Origin of the sequence: Muribaculum gordoncarteri, assembly GCF_004803695.1 — a bacterium.
In the GTDB taxonomy this organism is placed as follows: domain Bacteria; phylum Bacteroidota; class Bacteroidia; order Bacteroidales; family Muribaculaceae; genus Muribaculum; species Muribaculum gordoncarteri.
On the sequence record NZ_CP039393.1, the window covers coordinates 703,317 to 723,945 of the forward strand.

Consider the following 20,629-nt stretch of genomic DNA (forward strand, 5'->3'; position numbering starts at 1 on the left):
GTTGTTAATCGTGATGCCAAAATTACTACTTTATTTGCATAACTCCATCTCCTGTGGCGGTGATTTTTTATTTCGGAGTACCTTTTATGTTGACTTTTAGATTCTTGAGCAGGATGTCGGATGTGTTGCTGACCATATTTTCGATACGGTCGTCTATCAGCTCGATTATTTCCTCAAATTCGTTCTTGAAATAGGGTATGAAGTCCGACGAGCCGTGAGCGTTAAGCTTTTTCAGCACGTAACCCAAGGTTATTATGTTAGGGTCGACAGCAGGCTGATAGGCGTGTTCGTCGCCGTTTGACATCACGACCGACAACAGCCCCGCACCCGTCATTTCGTCGATGAGTGCCGATATGAGTCGTGCCGGCATGTGATATAGCTCGGCAAATCCAGCTACGGTGAGCGGCGGCTCCTGATTCTCAAATCGCTTCACGATTACGGTCATTATCACCAGCGCTATCTTGCGCTTGTAGTCAAGCGATATGGCGTTGACATCGTTACGGAAGTTGAACTGGAATATGTTCTGCGACGAGTAGCACAGTACAGCTCCGGCAAGGGTTATAGTCCACACAAGCTGAAGCCATATAAGCAACAACGGAAGGAATGCGAAGCTACCGTAGATGGCATTGTACTTCGACACATACAGCTGACCGGTGAGAAACAGGAACTGAAGCACCTGGAATGCCGTGCCCCCGAGCAATCCGCACAGCAGGGCGTTCTTGAACTTGACCTTGGTGTTGGGGAAGAGCAGATACATTCCCGTGTAGGAAATCCACGTTAGGAAAAACGGCGTGCAGTCGAGTATAATCTTCAGTGCCGGAGTGATGAAGCGAATGTGGATGTTGTCGAGGATGGTAGTTGACATGAGCAGCGAAACTCCGCTCTGGCATATCATGAGTATGGGCAGAAGAAACAGTATGGCCGTATAGTCGATGATCTTGCGCCCAAGCGAGCGGTCGGAGTTGATGCCCCACACTCGGTTAAACGACATTTCGATATTGCTCATCAACGATATCATGGTCCACAACAGGAACACGAGGCCCACTCCCACGAAGATGCCCTCGGATGCCTGGGCGAGATACTGGTCGACAAATCCGAATGCCGTCGACAGCACCTCCCTCTGGGCGGGAAAGAAGTTGAACAGCTGCGACTGCATGAGGTTCTGGAAGCCGAAACCGCGGCCTATGGCAAACAACAGCGCCAATGCTGGCACTATGGCAAGCAGGGTATTGTAGGTGAGTGACGATGCACGGGTCTGCAGGTCGGTGTTGAGGAACGACCTCACCGATAGGTTGAGAATCTTTATCGTGTTGACCTGCCATGTGCGCCGCGTGTCGCTCCACACCCCTTCGGAACAATATTTCCAAAAGGCTATGGCGCGGTCGGCGGTTGCCTTTGCACGCACTGCGAGTCGGTTGCCTTGTCGTTTGTCGGTTTCTGCCATGAATCAATAAAATCGCTTTACGTTACAAAAGTAACAAAAAATGAGAGTGAAAAGTCGGCTTTTGCCGTGAAAAACATTTGAACATATAAAATTTGTTTAACCGCGTAGTTTGGTGTATCTTTGCACTGCAATGATTGACGACAAGTTACGGACAGCCGCGCGTGCCACGCTCACGGAGTATCTGAAGGCGAAGCGTCTTCGCAAGACCCCCGAGCGTTATGCAATACTTGACAAGGTGTGCGAGATGAACAAGCACTTTGACATCGAGGCGTTGTATGCGGCAATAGAGGGCGACGGTTACCATGTGAGTCGTTCCACCATCTACAACACGATGGAGCTGCTCACCGATTGCGGCATCGTGAGGCGTCATCAATTCGGAGCTCAGCCTGCTCAGTATGAGCGGGTTTCGGCGACGGTCAATCATCTGCACCTGATATGCCAGCAGTGTGGCAAAATCAAGGAGGTCAAGGACCCCGAGCTTGTGTCGTTCATGAACTCACGGCGCTATTCGGCCTTCCACGACTCCTACTTTTGCCTCTATGTCTACGGCATCTGCGCCGCGTGTACCCGTCGTAACAGGAGGGAAGCCGGTAAGTGACAGTAAAGAAAAAAGTAACTAAATAAGAAACTTTGAACATTTAAGACAATGAAAGTTGACGTTCTGCTTGGGCTCCAATGGGGCGATGAGGGAAAAGGCAAAGTCGTGGATGTGCTGACTCCGCGCTATGATGTCGTTGCACGTTTTCAGGGAGGTCCCAATGCCGGCCACACCCTTGAATTTGAGGGTAAGAAATACGTATTGCGTTCAATTCCGTCGGGAATCTTCCAGCATGGTCAGCTCAACATCATAGGCAATGGAGTTGTGCTTGACCCGGTATTGTTCCGTGAAGAGGCCGAGGCTCTTGAAGCCAGCGGAATTCCCTTGAAGCAAATCCTGAAGCTGTCAAAGAAGGTGCATCTGATTCTGCCCACCCACCGATTGCTTGACGCTGCCAACGAGCGCGCCAAGGGCGGTGCCAAAATAGGAACCACAGGAAAGGGCATCGGTCCCACCTATACCGACAAGGTGAGCCGCAACGGCTTGCGTCTTGGTGATGTTTATCACAATTTCGACGCAAAATATGAGGCGGCACGCAATCGTCACCTCTCGATGCTCAAGGCAATGGGCGAGGAGCCTGAATTTGCCGAGCTTGAGCGCAAGTGGCTCGATGCAATCGAATATATAAAGGGCTACGACATTGTCGACAGCGAGCATCTCATCAACCGCATGCTCCGCGAGGGCAAGTCGGTGCTTTGTGAGGGTGCTCAGGGCACTCTGCTCGATGTTGACTTCGGAAGCTATCCCTTTGTCACCTCAAGCAACACGGTGTGTGCCGGCGCTTGCTCGGGACTCGGTGTGGCTCCCAACCGCATCGGTGAGGTGTTTGGCATATTCAAGGCCTACTGCACCCGCGTAGGTTCGGGTCCGTTCCCCACCGAGCTTTTCGATGAAACAGGAAAGCGCATTCGCGACCTCGGTCATGAATATGGTGCCGTCACCGGCCGTGAACGCCGTTGCGGATGGATTGACCTGGTGGCATTGAAGTATGCCATAATGATAAACGGTGTGACTCAGCTCATAATGATGAAGAGCGACGTGCTCGACGACTTTGACGAAATCAAGGCCTGCGTGGCTTATGAAATCAACGGCGAGCGTGTCGAGGAGTTCCCCTTCTCGATTGAGGAAGATGAGATCAAGCCCGTCTATGTCACCATGCCCGGATGGAAGACCGACATGACAAAGTTCCATGACGAAAGCCAGTTCCCCAAGGAGTTCAGCGACTACATCGCATTCCTGGAGAAGGAGCTTGAAACACCTATAACCATCGTGTCGATCGGTCCCGACCGTGAACAGACTATAATTCGCCAACGTTAACCTAAACCCTATAATCAGGAACATAACACCATGGCTAAAGTAAAACCTTTCAAGGGCTTGCGCCCTCCTCGCGAAATGGTCACCGAAGTGGCTTCGCGTCCTTACGATGTACTTAACTCCGATGAAGCACGTGCCGAATCGGAGGGTAACGAAAAGTCGCTCTATCACATCATCAAGCCCGAAATCGACTTCGAGCCGGGAACCGACGAGCATGACCCCAAAGTGTACAGTAAGGCGTTGGCCAACTTTGAGGCGTTCCAGCGTAACGGATGGCTCGTTCAGGACAATGAGGAGCACTACTACATATATGCCCAGACAATGAACGGCCGCACCCAGTACGGATTTGTGATAGCCGCCAATGTCGACGACTATATGCAGAACCGCATCAAGAAGCACGAACTCACCCGTCGCGACAAGGAGGAGGACCGCATGAAGCATGTGCGTGTCAACAACGCCAACATTGAGCCGGTGTTTTTCGCGTTTCCCGATAATGCCGAGCTTGAAGCCATAATAAAGAGCGTCGTGTCGGGTGCTCCGGAGTATGATTTCATCGCTCCCGACGGATTTGGCCATCACTTCTGGGTGATCGACGACCGAAAGACTATCGACCGCATCACTGAACTCTTTGCCGAGATTCCCTATCTATATATCGCCGACGGACATCACCGCACAGCCGCAGCCGCTCTCGTCGGCAACGAGAAGGCGAAGCAAAATCCCGCTCACACAGGCAATGAGGAGTACAACTACTTCCTTGCCGTGGCATTCCCCGCTTCTCACCTTAACATCATCGACTACAATCGTGTGGTGCGTGACCTCAACGGCCTCTCTGAAGAGGAGTTCCTGAATGCGCTCAACAAGGACTTTGTGGTTGAGGACAAGGGAGTCGACGAGTATCGTCCGGGCCGTCTGCACGAGTTTTCGATGTATCTCGGCGGCCACTGGTACAGCCTTGTTCCGCGTGAAGGCCGATATGACGACAGCGACCCCATCGGTCAGTTGGATGTAACCATTTCGAGCGACCTCATTCTGCGTGACATCCTCGGAATCCACGACCTGCGCAGCGACAAGCGCATTGACTTCGTGGGCGGTATCCGCGGACTCGGTGAGCTGAAGCGTCGTGTCGATTCGGGTGAAATGAAGGTGGCTTTGGCTCTCTATCCCGTGTCGATGGATCAGCTGATGCGTATAGCCGACACAGGCAACATAATGCCTCCCAAGACCACGTGGTTTGAACCCAAGCTGCGCTCCGGTCTTGTGATTCATAAACTTGACGACTGAAACCGATAGATCGTAAAAATGTCCCGAGGCGTTACCCACAAGGGAGTGGTGGTCGCCGCAAGCGCACATAATGTCAAGGTGCGCATCGACGACGGCAATGCCGCAGGTTGTGCAGCCTGCAGTCTTCACTCGTTGTGCAGTCCGCTTGGGAAAAGTGACGATTCGGTTACTATACTTGCTCGCGTTCACGATTCATTGCCCGTCAATGAGGGTGAGCGTGTGATTGTGGGAATAAGCGACGGCGCTCAATGGAGGGCCGTCGCGATTGCATTCTCGCTGCCGTGTCTCTTGATGCTGATGATTGTCGTGGCAGGCCGTTTTCTCGGCTTCGGAGACGACACTTCGGCCTTGGCGGCGCTTATTGCGACAGTGCTATATTTCGGCGTGCTGTACATTTTTCGCAGCAGGCTGCGCGTCAGTTACCGGTGGAAGGTCATCGGCAAGGCGTGAAAGAGGAGAAAAAACGAGGGAAAAACAGAATATAAATTTTAGGTATTACAATATAATGTGATAATGATTATGTCTGCAATCGTTGTTGCTGTAATTGTATTAGGAGGCTTGGGTGTCGTTGGAGCGTTGGTGTTGTATTTGGTTTCCAAGCGCTTCTACGTTAAGGAGGACCCGCGCATCGAGCTCATCGAGCAGCTTCTGCCGGGAGCCAATTGCGGAAGTTGCGGGCGCTCGGGCTGTCATGACTTTGCCTGCGCATGTGCGTCGGCATCTACGCTCGACAATCTTGTGTGCCCCGGTGCCGGCGATGACGCCATGGCCAAGATAGCCGAAATCGTCAATCTTGCGCCGGTCAAGTCCAACCCTATGGTGGCTGTGCTTAAGTGCAACGGCTCGTGTGCCAACCGGCCCGTCACTTCCGTGTATGACGGGGCTGAATCATGTGCTATTCTTAATTCGCTATGTATCGGAGCTACCGGATGCGCCTACGGTTGCCTCGGCGAAGGCGATTGTGTGGATGTGTGCCGGTGGAATGCCATAAAAATGAATCCCGTGACCGGACTGCCTGTCATCGACGCCTCCCTGTGTACGGGATGCGGAGCCTGCTCGCGTGCGTGTCCGCGTGGCATCATCGAGCTTCGCGGCAAGGGCCCGCGCGGCTTGAGGGTGTGGGTGGCTTGCTCGAGCACCGACCGAGGCGCATTGGCCATGAAGGCTTGCAAGGCGGCATGTATCGGTTGTGGAAAGTGCCTGCGTGAGTGTCCTCACGGGGCGATAACGCTTAAGGACAATCTGGCCTATATCGACTGGAAGGCTTGCAAGCTTTGTCGCAAGTGTGAGCTTGTGTGTCCCACCGGAGCTATATGTGATGCCGGATTCCCCATGTCGGCGCGTGACATGAAGGTGCTTGCCGACAGTCACAGGAAATCATGATGAAGTAGAGAAAAAATATCAACGAGATATAATATAAATATGCTTACGTTTCACAAAGGCGGTGTTCATCCGCCCGAGAATAAGCTTACGGCTTCAATGCCGATAGTGCCGGTGGAGCTGCCTCGCGAGGTCACGGTGACATTCTCGCAGCACATAGGTGCCATGGCACGTTGCGTTTTAGCCAAAGGTGACACGGTAAATCGTGGCGACCTCGTGGCCGAGGCGGTGGGATTTGTGTCGGCCAATGTACACACTCCCATATCGGGCACTGTCACGCGCGTCGACAAGAGCAAGACGGCCTACGGATTTACTGCCGACACCGTGACGATTACAGCCACCTCCGAGGATCATGAGCGTGACATGAAGGTTATTGCCGCGATGAGCCCTGTGAGGAGCGACAGTCAGATTGACGCGTTGACTCCCGAAGAGATTGTCGCAATAATCGACCGTGCCGGAATCGTGGGGCTTGGCGGAGCTACATTCCCGACCAAGGTGAAGCTCGCGCCTCCGCCCGGATGCCATGCTGAAGTACTTGTGATTAACGGAGTGGAGTGTGAGCCCTATCTTACCAACGACCATGCGCTCATGCTTGCCCACAGCCGTGAGATTGTTTCAGGAATAAGACTGCTCATGCGCGCTGCCGGTGTGAATCGGGCCATAGTGGGCATCGAGAACAATAAGCCCGACGCAATTGCTGCCATGAGGGATGCCTCACGTGATGTCGACGGTGTCGAGGTGGCCGCTCTTAAGGTGAAATATCCGCAAGGAGGTGAGAAGCAGCTGATCGAGGCCCTGCTCGGCAAGGAGGTGCCTTCGGGCGCTCTGCCGGTGTCGACGGGTACCATCGTGCAGAATGTGGCCACCGCCTACTCGGTCTATGAGGCCGTGTGCTACGACAAGCCGTTGATCGACAGGATAGTGACGGTTACCGGCCCGTCGGTGACACATCCCGGAAACTATCTCGTGCCTATAGGCATGAACATCATGTCGCTTATACAGGTTGCCGGCGGTGTGCCGGCTGATACCGGAAAGATAATCCTCGGCGGTCCCATGATGGGGCGTGCCGTGGTTACCATCGACACTCCTACCGTCAAGGGGGTGTCGGGAGTGCTGATGCTGCCTGAGTCGCAGTCGCGTCGCGGGAGGGTGGAGCCTTGCATAAGGTGTGCCTCATGCGTGTCGGCCTGTCCTATGGGGCTTGAGCCCTATCTTATGTCAACGCTGTCAAGGCTCGGCCGCTGGGATGAACTTGAGCACAACAAGGTCATGAATTGCATCGAATGTGGATGCTGCAGCTATATATGCCCCGCGTCACGGCCGCTGCTTGACTACATTCGTCTTGGAAAGTCCAAGGTGGGTAATTTGATTCGTTTACGTAACAAAAAGTAATGATATATTCATTATGAGTCAGATGTTAACAATATCGGCCTCGCCTCATCTGCACACTTCGCGCAGCGTGTCGAAGTGCATGTGGCATGTTATTGTCGCATTGTTGCCGGCGGTGGCCTGTTCGCTCTACTATTTCGGACTCGGGGCGATGGTGGTTATTGCCTCGTCGATTCTGGGATGCGTCATTGTGGAGTATGCCATAAACCGATGGATGTTGCGCGCTCCGTCGACAATAGGCAACGGATGTGCTATACTCACCGGACTTCTGCTTGCACTGAACCTCCCCTCCAACATTCCGGTGTGGATTGTGTTGATAGGCTCGGTCGTTGCAATAGGCATCGGTAAGATGTCGTTTGGCGGCCTCGGATGCAACATCTGGAATCCTGCTCTGGTGGGACGAGTGTTCCTGCTCATCTCTTTCCCGGCGCAGATGACCTCATGGCCCGTTCCGCTTGAAAATCAATGGCGTTACCTTGACGCTACTACCGGTGCCACAACATTGGGTATGTTGAAGCTTGGCGAGATTTCGCCCGAGTCGGTCGACCTTTGGCACAGTGCCATGGGACTTACCGCAGGCTCGCTCGGCGAGGTCAGCGCCCTTGCACTGTTGCTCGGATTTGCCTGGCTGCTTGTGACGCGTGTCATAACATGGCACATCCCGGTGGCGATATTTGCATCGGTAGCCTTGCTTGCTTTGGCCGTGGGTGACAATGTAGGCGTTCAGCTGCTTTCGGGCGGATTGATGCTCGGTGCCATTTTCATGGCCACCGACTACGTGACATCGCCCATGTCACGCAAGGGCATGATTATATATGGCGTTATGATAGGTGCAATCACGGTGGTGATACGCAAGTGGGGTGCCTATCCCGAGGGAGTTTCATTTGCGATTCTGCTAATGAACAGTTTTGTTCCCCTGATCGACCGTTACATCAAGCCGCGTAAGTTTGGAGAAAGGAGGGCCCGGAAATGAAGAAACTTGCATCCACTCTGCCCAATATGGTGTTGTCGCTTGGTGTGATAACCATTCTGTCGGCCGTGCTGCTCGCATGGGTCGACAATGTTACCGCCGGGCCTATAGCACTTGCCGCGCAGCAGAAGAAGATTTCGGCGATACAGTCGGTCGCTCCGGTCTTTGACAATAATCCGCTTGACGACAGCTGGGAGTGGTCGCCCTCGCAGTCGGCCCGGCCCTATTCGGTCTATCCCGCATTTAAGGATGGCAAGCTGGTAGGTGCAGCTGTTGAAGCCTACTCGCTGAACGGATTTTCGGGCGAGGTGAGGGTTATGTACGGCTTTGACGCATCGGGCGATGTCACGGGCTATGAAGTGCTCTCCCATGCCGAAACGCCAGGACTTGGCGCCCGCATGAACGAATGGTTCCGCTCCGATGAGGGCAATCGCTCGGTAATAGGACACAATCCCGGCAGTGAGAACATGACCGTGGTTAAGGATGGTGGAATAATCGATGCCATAACGGCCGCCACGATAAGCTCACGCGCTTTCCTTGAAAGCACTCATGGGGCCTATGATGCATTTGTCGCTTATAAAAAATACAGAAATGAATAGACTACGCATAATATATAACGGTCTTGTAGTTGAAAATCCTACCTTCGTGCTGTTGTTGGGAATGTGTCCCACGCTCGGCACCACGGGTTCGGCAATGACCGGAATGTCGATGGGACTCGCCACCGCCGGAGTGCTCGTGTGCTCCAACATGGCCATATCGGCTATCAAGAAACTCGTTCCCGATAAGGTGCGCATTCCCGCCTACATCGTGGTGATAGCGACATTTGTCACTCTGTTGCAGATGTTCATGCAGGCCTATCTGCCGGCGCTTAACGAGAGCCTTGGCATTTTCATTCCGCTCATTGTGGTCAACTGCATACTGCTCGGCCGTGCCGAAGCCTACGCATCCAAGCACTCGGTGATTGACTCCTGCATGGACGGTGTGGGAATAGGACTTGGATTCACTGTCGCACTCACTCTGCTCGGCTCGGTAAGGGAGCTGCTCGGCAACGGCACGCTCTTTGGTCTTGAGGTTTTCCCGGCCGACTACGGTTCGCTGGTGTTTGTGCTCGCACCGGGAGCGTTCATCGTGCTCGGCTTCATGATTGCTTTGATTAATTACATTAGAAAACGCGCTTAACTGCATCGCCATGCTTACATATCTGTCAATTATCATCACCGCGATATTCGTAAACAACATTGTGTTTGCCCAGTTCCTGGGTATATGCCCCTTCCTCGGGGTGTCGAAGAAGCTTGGCTCGGCTGTAGGAATGGGGGCTGCCGTGACATTTGTCATGGCCATAGCCACCTGCGTCACATGGCTTTTGCAGTCGTGTGTGCTCAATCCGTTGTCGCTTGGCTATATGCAGACGATTGTCTTCATCCTGGTGATTGCCGCCCTGGTGCAGATGCTTGAGATTGTGCTGAAGAAGATAGCCCCCGGCTTGTATCAGGCTCTCGGTGTGTTCCTGCCGCTGATAACCACCAACTGCGCCGTGCTCGGTGTTGCCATACTGGTGGTGCAGAAGGATTTCAATCTGGCCGAGTCGCTTGTCTATGCCGTGTCGACGGCTGTAGGCTTCACGCTCGCTCTCGTGATCTTTGCCGGCATACGCGAGCAACTGACGCTTGTCGATGTTCCTCGCCCGATGCGCGGTGTGCCCATCGCTCTTATATGTGCGGGGCTGCTCGCCATGGCATTTATGGGATTTGCGGGAATCTCCATCGCTTGATTTTGTACATTTGGCGCTTATTGTAGTTCTTGCATTAGTCAAAATGTAGTTTATTGTGGCTGCTTTTGTCCTAAATCGCCTATTTTGACCTAAAGATATCATGCTGGAGCAAATTTAACTCTGTTAAATGGTCATAATAACATATTTATTTTGTAATTTTGTGTGATATGTTGCATAACATTGCTATAGGGCAAAAGAATGATTAAAAAAAGCACTTTAGAAAAAGTAATTCGTGACGATTTGGCCGAGCTTTGGTCTATACTTAACGGTGACGAAAAGCGTCGCATCGTTGAGAGCTTCACGACACATACATTTAAGAAGAACCAGATAATTTACGCCGAGAAGGAGGAGCCTGAATATCTGTGGTGTCTTCTAAAGGGAAAGGTGAAATTGTACAAGGATGGCATCGGAGGTCGTCAACAGATTCTGCGACTGATTCGCCCGGTACAATATTTCGGCTATCGCGCTTATTTTGCCGATGAGCCTTACGTTTCCACGGCGGCGGCCTTTGAGCCTTCGGTGCTCGGCTCCGTGCCGATGGAACTGGTTAAGGACCTGATTCAGCATAACATAAAGCTGGCATGGTTCTTCATACACGAGCTTTCGCGAAATCTTGGAGGCTCCGATACGAAGATTGTAAATCTCACGCAGAAGCATATACGCGGCCGACTGGCCGAGGCGCTGATCGCTCTTCAGGAAAGTTACGGATATGAGGATGACGGCGCTACGTTGAGAATATACATGGCGCGTGAGGATTTGGCCAACTTGTCAAACATGACCACCTCCAACGCCATACGCACATTGTCGGGTTTTGTCAATGAGAAGATTTTGATTGTCGACGGTCGTCGCATCAAGATTATGAACGAAGCCGCATTGCGTAAGATAAGCAAGTTCGGCTAAAGCCGTTTTATTTTTCCGGAATCGGTCCGACTGAAGTTCGGAATCGCGATAACATCTTTAGGTACGCTGTAACGGTCGAGCACCGAGCGTGCCTTTTCCATTATATAGTCACGGTCGATGTCACATCCCTCGATGTAGAGCACCGCCTCTTCGCCCCACAGTTTGCTGGGGCGTCCTGCTATATAGAAAGGGCGGTCGATGAAGCGTGACAGCTTTTTTTCAATCTCCTCGGGATGAAGCTTCACGCCTCCCGAGTTGATTACATTGTCGTAACGCCCTTTCCAGCGGAAACGGCTGTTGTCGATAAGCTCGACGGTGTCGTTGGTGGTCAGGCTCCGGAACGAGTAGTGCGGAGCCTCGATTACGAGGCATTCGCGCTCGTCGGTCTTGAAGCTTATTCCGGGGAGCGCATGGAAGTGCTCGTCGCCCGCCGTGATGTCACGCAGTGCCACGTGACTGCATGTTTCGGTCATTCCATAGGTGGCGTAGGCTTTGAGGTGGCAGGCGGCAAGCTTTTGCTCGGTTTCGGGATCGAGTGCGCCGCCGCCCACGATTAGGTTGCGCACTCCCGTTATGTAGGGCGACTGAAGCAGTTCCGTCACCTGCGACGGAACCACCGGCAGCAGGCCGACAATGCCGTAGTCACGCTTCAGCGGTGACATGGACGGCTCTTCAATCCACAGCTCGGCACCTGATATTAACGCTCTCACAATCATCATCTTTCCCGCTATGTAACCTGGCGAAAGCGGCAGCACGAGGCGTGACTCGGGGCCTATGCCGAAGTAACGGCATGTCGCTTCGGCCGACAGTCGCATATCGCTTTTGAGCAGGCGTATCTCCTTGGGCTTTCCGGTCGAGCCTGAGGTGTGGGCTATGATGTAGTCATGGCTGTTGTTCCACTCCTCGATGAATTGCCGGGCCTCGGGCGTGATGTTGTGTATCATCGCTTCCATGGAAGTTGCGGTATTTGCCATGACGCTTCGGTGTCGTAACGCAGCACGTCGCCGGTCTGTCTTAGCGGCGATGTGATGTTGTCGGTGTAAAGTGCTCCTGTGCCGAGCCCCTGCGGCATGTCACGCGTGTCGAGAGTGGCAGTCCATTGGGCTATTGCGTTAAGTCCCACGTTGGATTCAAGCGCCGATGTCACCCATCGGCCTATGCCTCGCTTGTCGGCCTCGCTTATCCACGATGACGCCATGCCGAATCCGCCGCACAGCGACGGCTTCAATATGATGTAACGCGGCATTATGGCATCAAGCATCTTCTCCATCCGGTCAAGCGTCACGATGCCTATGAGCTCCTCGTCGAGAGCTATGTCGATGGGGCTTTCACGACTGATGCGTGACATTGCATCCCACTGTCGCGGCTTTATGGGCTGTTCGATGGAGTGAATGTCGTAACGTGCCAGCCTGTCGAGATGAATCAGTGCGTTATCGGGCGTGAAGGCTCCGTTGGCGTCGAGCCGCAGCTGCAGGGTGGAGGCGGGGTAGGATTCACGGATGTAGCTTATCAGTCGCAGCTCCTCGTTGAAGTCGATGCCGCCTATCTTCAGCTTCACGCATCGGAATCCCTGTGCCAGCTTCTCGTCAATGCGTTGCAGCATGGCATCGGCATTTCCCATCCACACGAGGCCGTTGATGGAGATTGCGCTGTCGCCGTTGCTCCACGGCGACGGGAATATGACCCGTCGGCCTCCGTTGGCGAGATCGGCGAGAGCGGTTTCCAGTCCGAATACGATTGAGCTGTAGAGCGGGTCGACCGGGAGTGGCTTGCCGCGAAGCCACGATGTTATGTCACGGCAGGCGTCGGCAAGCCGTTGCTCGTAGTCGGGCAGGTCGTCGGCACCGAGCCCTTTGAAGAGTGCGCACTCACCAAGTCCGTAAACTTCGGGATTGTTGTCGTCCCATATCTTTACGAAGTAGGTAGTCTTGTCGAGCATTACCGCGCGTGATGTTATGGCCGGCTGCTTGAAGTGCAGCAGGTAGCGGCAGTAGGCGGCTTGAAGCATCAGCCCGGGAATTTGGGGAACTGGCCGAAGTCGGGATCGCGTTTCTCAAGGAATGCATTCTTGCCTTCCTGAGCCTCGGCCATGAGGTAGTACATCAATGTGGCGTCGCCGGCAAACTCCATCATGCCGCGCTGGCCGTCGAGCTCGGCGTTCATGGCGCGCTTGATCATGCGTATGGCCATCGGGCTGCGTTTGAGTATCGTTTCGCACCACTCTACGGTTTCGTCCTCAAGGCGTTCGAGGGGCACTACTTTGTTTACCATGCCCATCTCCTCGGCCTCCTTGGCGGTGTATTGGCGGCACAGAAACCATATTTCGCGGGCTTTCTTCTGTCCCACGCAGCGGGCGAGGTACGATGAGCCGAATCCGGCGTCGAAGCTTCCCACTTTTGGTCCGGTCTGGCCGAAACGTGCGTTCTCCGATGCGATTGTGAGGTCGCACACCACCTGAAGCACGTTGCCGCCGCCTATCGCGTAACCGTTGACCATGGCTATTACAGGCTTGGGAATTGAGCGGATGGCTTTGTGGAGGTCGAGCACGTTGAGGCGGGGCACTCCGTTGTTGTCGATGTAACCGCCTATGCCCTTCACCTTCTGGTCGCCTCCCGAGCAGAATGCCTTGTCGCCCGTGCCGGTGAGGACGACTACGCCTATGTCGCTGCGCTCGCGGCATATCGACATCGCGTCAAGCATCTCAAAATTGGTCTGCGGACGGAATGCGTTGTAAACTTGCGGACGGTTTATGGTTATCTTGGCAATGCCGTTGTAATACTGGAATAGAATGTCTTCATACTCCTTTATGGTGCTCCATTCTCTCATTGTGATTATCGTTTTTGTTTTGTGTAACGCAAATTTAGCCACAAATCTTCAATCTATGAAATAAAAAATCGGGCGACATCGATTGACGATGCGCCCGATTGGCCGTTATTCAGCTGTAAGTTTCACTTTGGTGCCTTTGAGCAGCGGCGAGGTGAAGTTGACCGTTATTTCGCCCGGCTCGCCTGTTGTCTGGATGTAGGCGAGCAGTCGGCCGCGATAGGCGCGGTGACGGTTGTCGGTGTAGTCGCTCATGTCGGAGTTGTTGCACCCTTCAAGTCCGAGCAGTCGGGCCGGTCCCTGGATTGTACAGGTTATTTCGTTGTCGCCAAGCGTCACTATGTTTCCGTCATCGTCGAGAATGTCGACAAACACGTGGGCCGTGGCCTTGTCGCGATTCAGTGTCGGCTTGTCGGCCGATGCCTTGAGCGCAAACGGTCTTCCCGAGGTCACGATGTCATATCCGGCCGTTACGTTGCCGTTATTGTCACACGCCTCCACGGTGAGTTTGCCGGGAGCGTAGGGAATGTCCCAATGTATTATGCCGCTCTTGGGGTCGTAGGGCTTCATGGCTCCGACCTCCTTGTCGTTAAGCAGCAGGCGTGCCTGTGGCTGGTTGGTGTAGCACACAACCCTTATGGTTTCTCCGTCGTCGTAGTTCCAGGTGTCCCACGCGTCGACCGACAGATAGTCGCGGCGAGGCTTGGGGTAGGTGCCTATATAGGCTACGGGGTTTTCACACCACAATGACGCACGGAAGTGTCCGCGAGGCTTCGGGAAGCTGCCGAAGTCAAGCAGGCCGGTATAGAAGCCGCGTGCGGGCCAGCTGCCCGACTCTCCGAGATAGTCGGTGCCTGTCCAGATGAATTGTCCGAATATGAAGTCCCTGTCGCGTGTGGCATACCAAGCGTCGATGTCCGACCTGTTTTCACTGCCGTAGATTATGCGTGACGGATAGGTGGAGTGGTCGGTGTCGTAACGGTCCTCGGTGTAGTTGTAACCCACTACATCCACCGCTTCGGGATATTCGGTTTCGTTTGACATCACCACTCCGGCAAGTGCGCCGGTCACGGGGCGTGATGTGTCGACGCTTCTTACACAGGCTGCAAGTCGCTTGGCAATCTTGCCTATGCGTTCGGCATTGGGGGCTTCGGGATTGTAGCCGCCAAACATGGGCTGGCTTATGGTCGAGCCGTCGAGCACGGGGTGGGAGTAGGGGTCGTTGGGATAGTCGACCTCGTTGCCGATGCTCCACATGAATATCGACGGATGGTTGCGGTCGCGGCGCACCATGTCGGTGACATCGCGGTCGATCCACTCTTCAAAGAAGTCGTAGGTGCCGTCAAATCCGGGAGTGCCTTTGTTCCAGCCCTCGATCCACTTGCGCTTGGGAAATTCCCACTCGTCCGAAGCTTCGTCCATAACGAGAAGACCTATTCGGTCACACACATCGTAGAGTGCCGGTGCCTGTGGATTGTGGGCGCAGCGTATGGCATTCACGCCTATTGACTTCAGATTGGCAAGACGGCGCTCCCACACCTCTTCGGGCACAGTGGCACCAAGCACTCCGGCATCGTGGTGCAGACACACTCCCTTGACCTTCATCCAGCGGCCGTTGAGTGCGAATCCCTTGTCGGGGTTAAACTCAAGCGATCGCAATCCTGCTGTGGTAGTGCTGCCGTCGATGTACTTTCCGTCGGCCCACAGTTCGGTATTGAGCTTGTAGAGATAGGGATTGTCTATGTCCCAGCGTTCGGGATTCTTTACGCGCAGAGTCAGAGTTGACTTGCCGTTGTTGACTCCGGCGGTCGATTGCGACACGACTTTTCCGTCGGCATCGGTAAGCGTTGCCTTGACCTGCAGTTTCTTTGCCTTCTCGGGATTCTCGATGTCGACCGTCACCTTGACGTCGGCACGTTTGTCGGTAAGGCGAGTGGTTTCGTAACCCACGCCCCATTGGGCTATGTGGGTTTCGGGTGCCTCGACAAGCCACACGTCACGGTATATTCCCGAGCCGGTATACCAGCGTGAGTCGGCGTAACGGCTGTGGTCGACACGCACTGCTATTACATTGTCGCCGGGAACGAGGTAGGGTGTCATGTCATACATGAACGACACGTAACCGTTGGGGCGCTTGCCGAGCAGATGACCGTTGACATAGACCTCGCTGCGGTTGTACACGCCTTCAAAGTAGATATATTGGCGGGCGGCATCGCCGGTAGGGGTGAAGTGCTTGCGATACCATGCAATGCCTCCGGGAAGGAATCCGGTGCAACTTGCAAGTGACGGCGACAGCTGTCCTTCAATCGACCAGTCGTGGGGCAGGTCGAGCTTGCGCCACTTTGAGTCGTCGTACTTGGGATTTACAGCGGTTGAATCGTCGGCGAGCTTGAAAAGCCATCCGTCATTGAATTTCGACGGCTCGCCGAACGACACCTGCGCTTGTGCCGTAACGGCGCACAGCGCAGCAATGAGTGACAATAAAAAGGTTCTTATCATAGTTGTTTACGGGTATTGATTTGGTTGTGATCAGTTTGGTAGCAATGCCTGTTCACCTCGCACGCAGTTCCCAAAATGCCACCGCTGCCGCCGCTGCCACATTCAGGGAGTCGACGCAGTGTGACATGGGTATCCTCACCACATAGTCGGCATCGGCTATTACATCGTGAGGAAGTCCGTCGCCTTCGGTGCCCATGATTATTGCAAGTCGGGGCTGCTCGGCAAGTACGGGATGGTCTATAGGCACGGAGTCGTCGGTCAATGCCATTGCCGCGGTCTTGAATCCGAGCTCGCGCAGGGCGCCTGCCGGAACAGTGAGCCTTGTCCACGGCACGAGAAACACCGAACCCATCGACACCCTCACGGCACGGCGGTTGAGCGGATCGCATGACGAAGGAGTGAGCAGCACCGCGTCGATGCCAAGAGCGGCCGCCGAGCGGAATATCGCCCCTACATTGGTCGAGTCGACAACGTTGTCGACTATCACGACACGCCTTGCGTCGGCACAGATGTCGGCGATGTCACGCAGTTGGGGTCGACGCATGGCACACAGCACACCGCGTGTGAGCGTGTAGCCCGTGAGCGACGACAGCAGTTCGCGGCTTCCGGTGTAGACGGGGATGTCGCCGCATCGGGCTATTATGTCGGCCGCATCGCCGGTTATGTGGCGATGTTCACACAGCATCGCTACCGGAACGTAGCCTGCGTTGAGCGCGACATTGATTACCTTGGGGCTTTCGGCGATGAAAATCCCCTTGTCGGGTTCAAGTCGGTTGCGCAGCTGCGCCTCGGTGAGGCTGCCGAACATCTCCACTCCGGGGTGTGACAGTGAATCGATTTCGATTACAGGCATGGGCGATGATTATTTACGGAACAATCGGCGCAGTGAGTTGGCAAGGCAGTAACGGGCATGCATCCAGGTGTGGCTGCCGCCGCGCTCCTCGGCCTGATATTTTATCGCCTTGTCGTCGAAGTAACGCTTGTTGCGCACTACATCGTTATAGAGGAAGTCGCTTGTGCCTACACACATCCACAGTGAGTTGAGGCTGTTGGCGTCCTTGACGATGTTGGGGAAGTAGGCGTCGATTACTTCGGGAGTGAGATATGCGCTGTAGGATTCGAGCCAGCCGAATTTGTCGGGGCATGAGAAGGCGGTGAACATCGATTGTCCGCCTCCGCGTGAGAATCCGGCGATGGCGCGTGAGTCGCGATTGTTGATTGTGCGGTAGTTTGACTCGACATAGGGCATGATCGACTGGGTAAGCTCCTTGACAAACACCTGATACATCTTGGCGGCTTCGGGCGACGACGGACGGGGTGTGCCGTTGTTCATGTAGCCGTAGGGCATCACTACTATCATCGGCTCGGCTTCGCCTGATGCTATGAGATTGTCAAGCAGTGTGTTGGCGCGACCTACCTTGAACCACACCTCTTCAGTGTCGGTGGTACCGCTTACCAGATAGAACACGGGATAGTTCTTGTCGGGATTGGCCTCGTACTCGGCCGGAGTGTAGACTATGAGGTTGCGGTGTTGTCCGAGCACATCCGACTTATAGGTGTTGTAGTGTATCTTTCCGTGGGGGACATCGCGAACGGTGTAGAGGGCGTTGTCGTCGGGAATCTCGAGCATGCTCGCCTTGAAGCTCTCGTTGGGGAATATGTTGATGTTGCCCGGGTCGGCCACGCTTATTCCATCGATGATGAAGTTGTAGGGGTATATGTCGGGTGTGGGGGTTGGCACGGTCACGCTCCATACGCCCTTGTCGTTGCGTGACATGGCTACGGAGCCCTGCATGAACTGTCCGGTTAGTGACACCGACGATGCGTTGGGTGCCGCTACGCGAAATACGATTGAGTCACCGAGAATGACGGGTGAGTTCATGACATCGAGAAATGCAAGTGGGTCGGCGGCGTTGGCTTGAAGCGACAACATGGCTGCGCCTAAAAGCAGAGAGCTTAGTTTCATAATTACGTGTAATTTCGGTGGGTTATTTGGTTATGTTAAATCCTAACTTGATGATGCACTTAAGGGTTTCCTGCGAAGTGGCGCGGTCATACTCCTTTTCGCTGTCGGGGAGTGAGTCGTAGTCCACAAGGCACGGATGGTGCTTGGCGGCATCGTCACGCACGGGGCCGTAGGTCCAGCCTTCGGCCATGCGGTTTTTGGCCCACACTTCATGTACGTTTCGGGCCATATCCTCGATGAGAGGCATGAGTTGAGAGGGCAGTTCAATGTCGGATGTGTCGACGGGCGACGGGATATATTGCTTCATCGCAGTAGAGTGTTATGTTGTTATTTGTAACTATTTTTTGTCATCTTCGCCGGAGTCGGTTCCCTTTTCGCAGCTGTATTGCTTCAGGTCGAAATATCGGAGGGCTTTCAGCATCATGGGTATGTTGCGTGAAAATCCGTTATCCTTATCCCGGGTTTCTTTGGGCAGGCTGTCAAAGTCCTTGATGTCGTAGTGTATCATGTTGCGGCGAAGCTCTTCGGCGCTATTGAATCGGCTGTCGCTGCTCAGTTGCGGCCTGAAGCTTTCCGACACTGAATGTGATAGGATTAGGCAGTAACACCACTCTGTAAAAAACAATAATTTACGATTAGGCAAGCATTCTCTTGCTATGAAAATACTTAATTTAAAACAAAATTATACACTAATTATGAAATATACAAGTAATTACTTTGATTTTAACATATAGGATGTTGGATAATGTTAAACTTTTGTTGGCTCGACATGGCTTTTTTATTGGGATGCGTCCTTTCCCGGGTTTAGAAATGATGTGATGCCGGGAAAATAGGTTTTAACATTGTTAATTTGGCTATTCGCGACATTATGGGGTGAAATCGGGTACTTCGGCCTATTATCTTTGCTGAAAAAATATAATATCATGGAAAACAACGGAACCAAGAAAAGCAAGAGAGTCTACAAGCTGAAGTTTGACCAACTGTGGGTCGATGCAATCAACCAGATACCGGTGTGCTATCACAGCGAGATATACTACTGGCTCGATTATTATCAGAATCATAACCACAGCGATTTGATAGGTACTATCAAGGATGATCTGGTGCGCTCGCTGTTCATGCTCATCTATCCCACAATCAGGCGTCGCCGCCTTGCACGCGAGCGTCAGCGCCGCTATCGAGCACGCAAGAAAGCCGCCCGCCTCGCCTCAATGGCTCAGCCGGCGGCTTCAATGAGTTCACAGTCGTTGAAGGATGGAAACTGCGATTCAACAACCGCTCAATCAGGCAAGTGTGACCTGAAAGCTGCTTATGCGGTTAATGTCGGTCGACAGTCACCGGTCATCGGTCGCGAATCGATTCGCGCTTCAGTCAATTACCCTGCTGACGGTTATCGATCTTCTTGAGTACAAGCACGTTCTCGCCGTCCTTGTCACGCATGATCACGGTGCCCGATTTGCCTCGCTGTGCAGTTTCAACGCGCTCAAGTGCTACGAGAAACGCCGTTTCGGTTTTGGCTTGCTCGTCGGGGCAACGCATCTTGGTAGTGGCGAGGTTGTTAAACTGGATTGAATTGGATTTCTCGGGGTCGATAATCAGCGAACCGTTGACGATGTTGCAACCGGTGTTTCCGTGAATGGTGTGTTCCGGAATGTCGATTACGAGCTCCACATCCTCGTTATTGTTGTAGGTTCCGGTTATCTCCTTCACTGTCCACGCTCCGTTGAGGTAGTCCATGTTGTGCTTTCGCATCACCATCTCGACGATGTTGTGCTCGTTGCGCAGGTCGAGATAGTATTCATGGCCTTTCTTCGTTACCGAGAAGGTGCGTGTGCGTTCGAGAGCCTTGTTGATCAATGCCTCGTATTGCGAATCCTGACAGGCCATCATGGTGGAGATGACATTGGATATACGCAGCGACGAGCCTTCGTTGACGAAATCGCCGTTGATGTAGTTGCATCCGTTGAAGCCGTAGATGCGGTGGTCGGCCATGTTGAATGTTACATAGGGGTGGGTTTCACCTGTGCCGGTGACGCGCTTGCCGTTTACCTTGTAGACAGTCCACTCTCCGTCGAGGGCCTCCTCCTTGTTAATGGTGGGCTTGGGCTTGGGGTTAGATGCGGGTTTTTCAACCGGAGCCGGAGCTTCGGGTTGCGATTGATTCTTGAATATTCCACAGCTCGACATCCCTGCTGCGAGAAGAGATATTGCTAATATTTGGCTTAAGCTTTTTTTCATACTTTTGTTCAATTTAGTGTTTGGAATAAATGCCTCGTTTAGATATATGACAATCGGCG

Annotated in this window: 22 protein-coding genes; 12 read left to right on the forward strand and 10 right to left on the reverse strand. The window is 53.6% G+C overall.

From position 1 onward, the window contains the following. Positions 1-67 precede the first annotated feature (67 nt). Positions 68-1,444, reverse strand: a complete 1,377-nt coding sequence (locus E7746_RS03010) for a YihY/virulence factor BrkB family protein (protein WP_136409790.1) — start codon at positions 1,442-1,444, stop codon at positions 68-70. A gap of 130 nt (positions 1,445-1,574) precedes the next feature. On the opposite strand from E7746_RS03010, the gene E7746_RS03015 reads away from it, so the two are divergent. From E7746_RS03015 to E7746_RS03065, 11 genes are all read left to right on the forward strand, one after another. Continuing rightward, positions 1,575-2,042 (forward strand): Fur family transcriptional regulator, encoded by a 468-nt coding sequence (locus E7746_RS03015; RefSeq protein ID WP_136409791.1) that lies wholly within the window; start codon positions 1,575-1,577, stop codon positions 2,040-2,042. 48 nt (positions 2,043-2,090) lie between these two features. Continuing rightward, positions 2,091-3,359 (forward strand): adenylosuccinate synthase, encoded by a 1,269-nt coding sequence (locus E7746_RS03020; RefSeq protein ID WP_123396107.1) that lies wholly within the window; start codon positions 2,091-2,093, stop codon positions 3,357-3,359. A gap of 30 nt (positions 3,360-3,389) precedes the next feature. After that, positions 3,390-4,637 (forward strand): DUF1015 domain-containing protein, encoded by a 1,248-nt coding sequence (locus tag E7746_RS03025; protein ID WP_136409792.1) that lies wholly within the window; start codon positions 3,390-3,392, stop codon positions 4,635-4,637. Positions 4,638-4,655: 18 nt separating this feature from the next. After that, on the forward strand, positions 4,656-5,087 hold the full coding sequence (locus E7746_RS03030) for a SoxR reducing system RseC family protein (protein WP_135947419.1): 432 nt from the start codon (positions 4,656-4,658) through the stop codon (positions 5,085-5,087). A 69-nt stretch (positions 5,088-5,156) separates the two neighbouring features. Further along, on the forward strand, positions 5,157-6,020 hold the full coding sequence (locus E7746_RS03035; RefSeq protein ID WP_136409793.1) for an RnfABCDGE type electron transport complex subunit B: 864 nt from the start codon (positions 5,157-5,159) through the stop codon (positions 6,018-6,020). Positions 6,021-6,059: 39 nt separating this feature from the next. After that, positions 6,060-7,409, forward strand: a complete 1,350-nt coding sequence (gene rsxC / locus E7746_RS03040; protein ID WP_135947421.1) for an electron transport complex subunit RsxC — start codon at positions 6,060-6,062, stop codon at positions 7,407-7,409. Between the two features lie 13 nt (positions 7,410-7,422). Beyond that, positions 7,423-8,379 carry an RnfABCDGE type electron transport complex subunit D gene (locus tag E7746_RS03045; RefSeq protein ID WP_136409794.1) on the forward strand — a complete coding sequence of 319 codons (957 nt, stop codon included), beginning with the start codon at positions 7,423-7,425 and terminating at the stop codon, positions 8,377-8,379. After that, positions 8,376-8,975: an RnfABCDGE type electron transport complex subunit G gene (locus E7746_RS03050; RefSeq protein WP_123396101.1), complete on the forward strand. Its 600-nt coding sequence runs from the start codon at positions 8,376-8,378 to the stop codon at positions 8,973-8,975. The genes E7746_RS03045 and E7746_RS03050 overlap by 4 nt, the downstream gene beginning before the upstream one ends. Next, positions 8,968-9,555, forward strand: a complete 588-nt coding sequence (gene rsxE, locus E7746_RS03055; protein WP_123396100.1) for an electron transport complex subunit RsxE — start codon at positions 8,968-8,970, stop codon at positions 9,553-9,555. The genes E7746_RS03050 and rsxE overlap by 8 nt, the downstream gene beginning before the upstream one ends. Positions 9,556-9,565: 10 nt before the next feature. Next, a complete protein-coding gene (rsxA, locus tag E7746_RS03060; RefSeq protein WP_123396099.1) occupies positions 9,566-10,147 on the forward strand; it encodes an electron transport complex subunit RsxA in 582 nt (193 codons plus the stop codon). A 198-nt stretch (positions 10,148-10,345) separates the two neighbouring features. Continuing rightward, positions 10,346-11,047 carry a Crp/Fnr family transcriptional regulator gene (locus E7746_RS03065; protein WP_123396098.1) on the forward strand — a complete coding sequence of 234 codons (702 nt, stop codon included), beginning with the start codon at positions 10,346-10,348 and terminating at the stop codon, positions 11,045-11,047. Here the strand turns inward: E7746_RS03065 and E7746_RS03070 are convergent. The 8 genes from E7746_RS03070 to E7746_RS03105 form a co-directional block, all read right to left on the reverse strand. Beyond that, the gene (locus E7746_RS03070) at positions 11,044-12,021 is read right to left on the reverse strand and encodes an AMP-binding protein (protein WP_135947424.1); all 978 of its coding nucleotides are present in this window, start codon (positions 12,019-12,021) and stop codon (positions 11,044-11,046) included. The genes E7746_RS03065 and E7746_RS03070 overlap by 4 nt on opposite strands. Then, entirely contained in the window at positions 11,988-13,055 is a 1,068-nt protein-coding gene (gene menC / locus E7746_RS03075) for an o-succinylbenzoate synthase (RefSeq protein ID WP_136409795.1), read from the reverse strand. Before menC ends, E7746_RS03070 begins: the two co-directional genes overlap by 34 nt. Beyond that, positions 13,055-13,873, reverse strand: a complete 819-nt coding sequence (gene menB / locus E7746_RS03080) for a 1,4-dihydroxy-2-naphthoyl-CoA synthase (protein ID WP_369698988.1) — start codon at positions 13,871-13,873, stop codon at positions 13,055-13,057. Before menB ends, menC begins: the two co-directional genes overlap by 1 nt. Before the next feature lie 105 nt (positions 13,874-13,978). Further along, positions 13,979-16,369, reverse strand: coding sequence for a glycoside hydrolase family 2 TIM barrel-domain containing protein (locus E7746_RS03085; RefSeq protein WP_136409796.1), 2,391 nt, complete (start codon positions 16,367-16,369; stop codon positions 13,979-13,981). Positions 16,370-16,421: 52 nt separating this feature from the next. Continuing rightward, a complete protein-coding gene (locus E7746_RS03090) occupies positions 16,422-17,222 on the reverse strand; it encodes a TrmH family RNA methyltransferase (protein ID WP_123396094.1) in 801 nt (266 codons plus the stop codon). Positions 17,223-17,231: 9 nt separating this feature from the next. Next, positions 17,232-18,335: an esterase gene (locus tag E7746_RS03095; RefSeq protein ID WP_136409797.1), complete on the reverse strand. Its 1,104-nt coding sequence runs from the start codon at positions 18,333-18,335 to the stop codon at positions 17,232-17,234. 22 nt (positions 18,336-18,357) lie between these two features. Beyond that, a complete protein-coding gene (locus E7746_RS03100; protein WP_123396092.1) occupies positions 18,358-18,642 on the reverse strand; it encodes a RyR domain-containing protein in 285 nt (94 codons plus the stop codon). Positions 18,643-18,672: 30 nt separating this feature from the next. Beyond that, entirely contained in the window at positions 18,673-18,915 is a 243-nt protein-coding gene (locus tag E7746_RS03105; RefSeq protein ID WP_136409798.1) for a hypothetical protein, read from the reverse strand. A gap of 343 nt (positions 18,916-19,258) precedes the next feature. Here E7746_RS03105 and E7746_RS03110 point away from each other — a divergent pair, with 343 nt between their 5' ends. Next, positions 19,259-19,738, forward strand: coding sequence for a hypothetical protein (locus E7746_RS03110; RefSeq protein WP_123396085.1), 480 nt, complete (start codon positions 19,259-19,261; stop codon positions 19,736-19,738). Here E7746_RS03110 and E7746_RS03115 read toward each other — a convergent pair. Next, complete coding sequence (locus E7746_RS03115; protein WP_135947438.1) at positions 19,704-20,570, reverse strand: META domain-containing protein; 867 nt, start codon at positions 20,568-20,570, stop codon at positions 19,704-19,706. The genes E7746_RS03110 and E7746_RS03115 overlap by 35 nt on opposite strands. Positions 20,571-20,629: the final 59 nt, after the last annotated feature.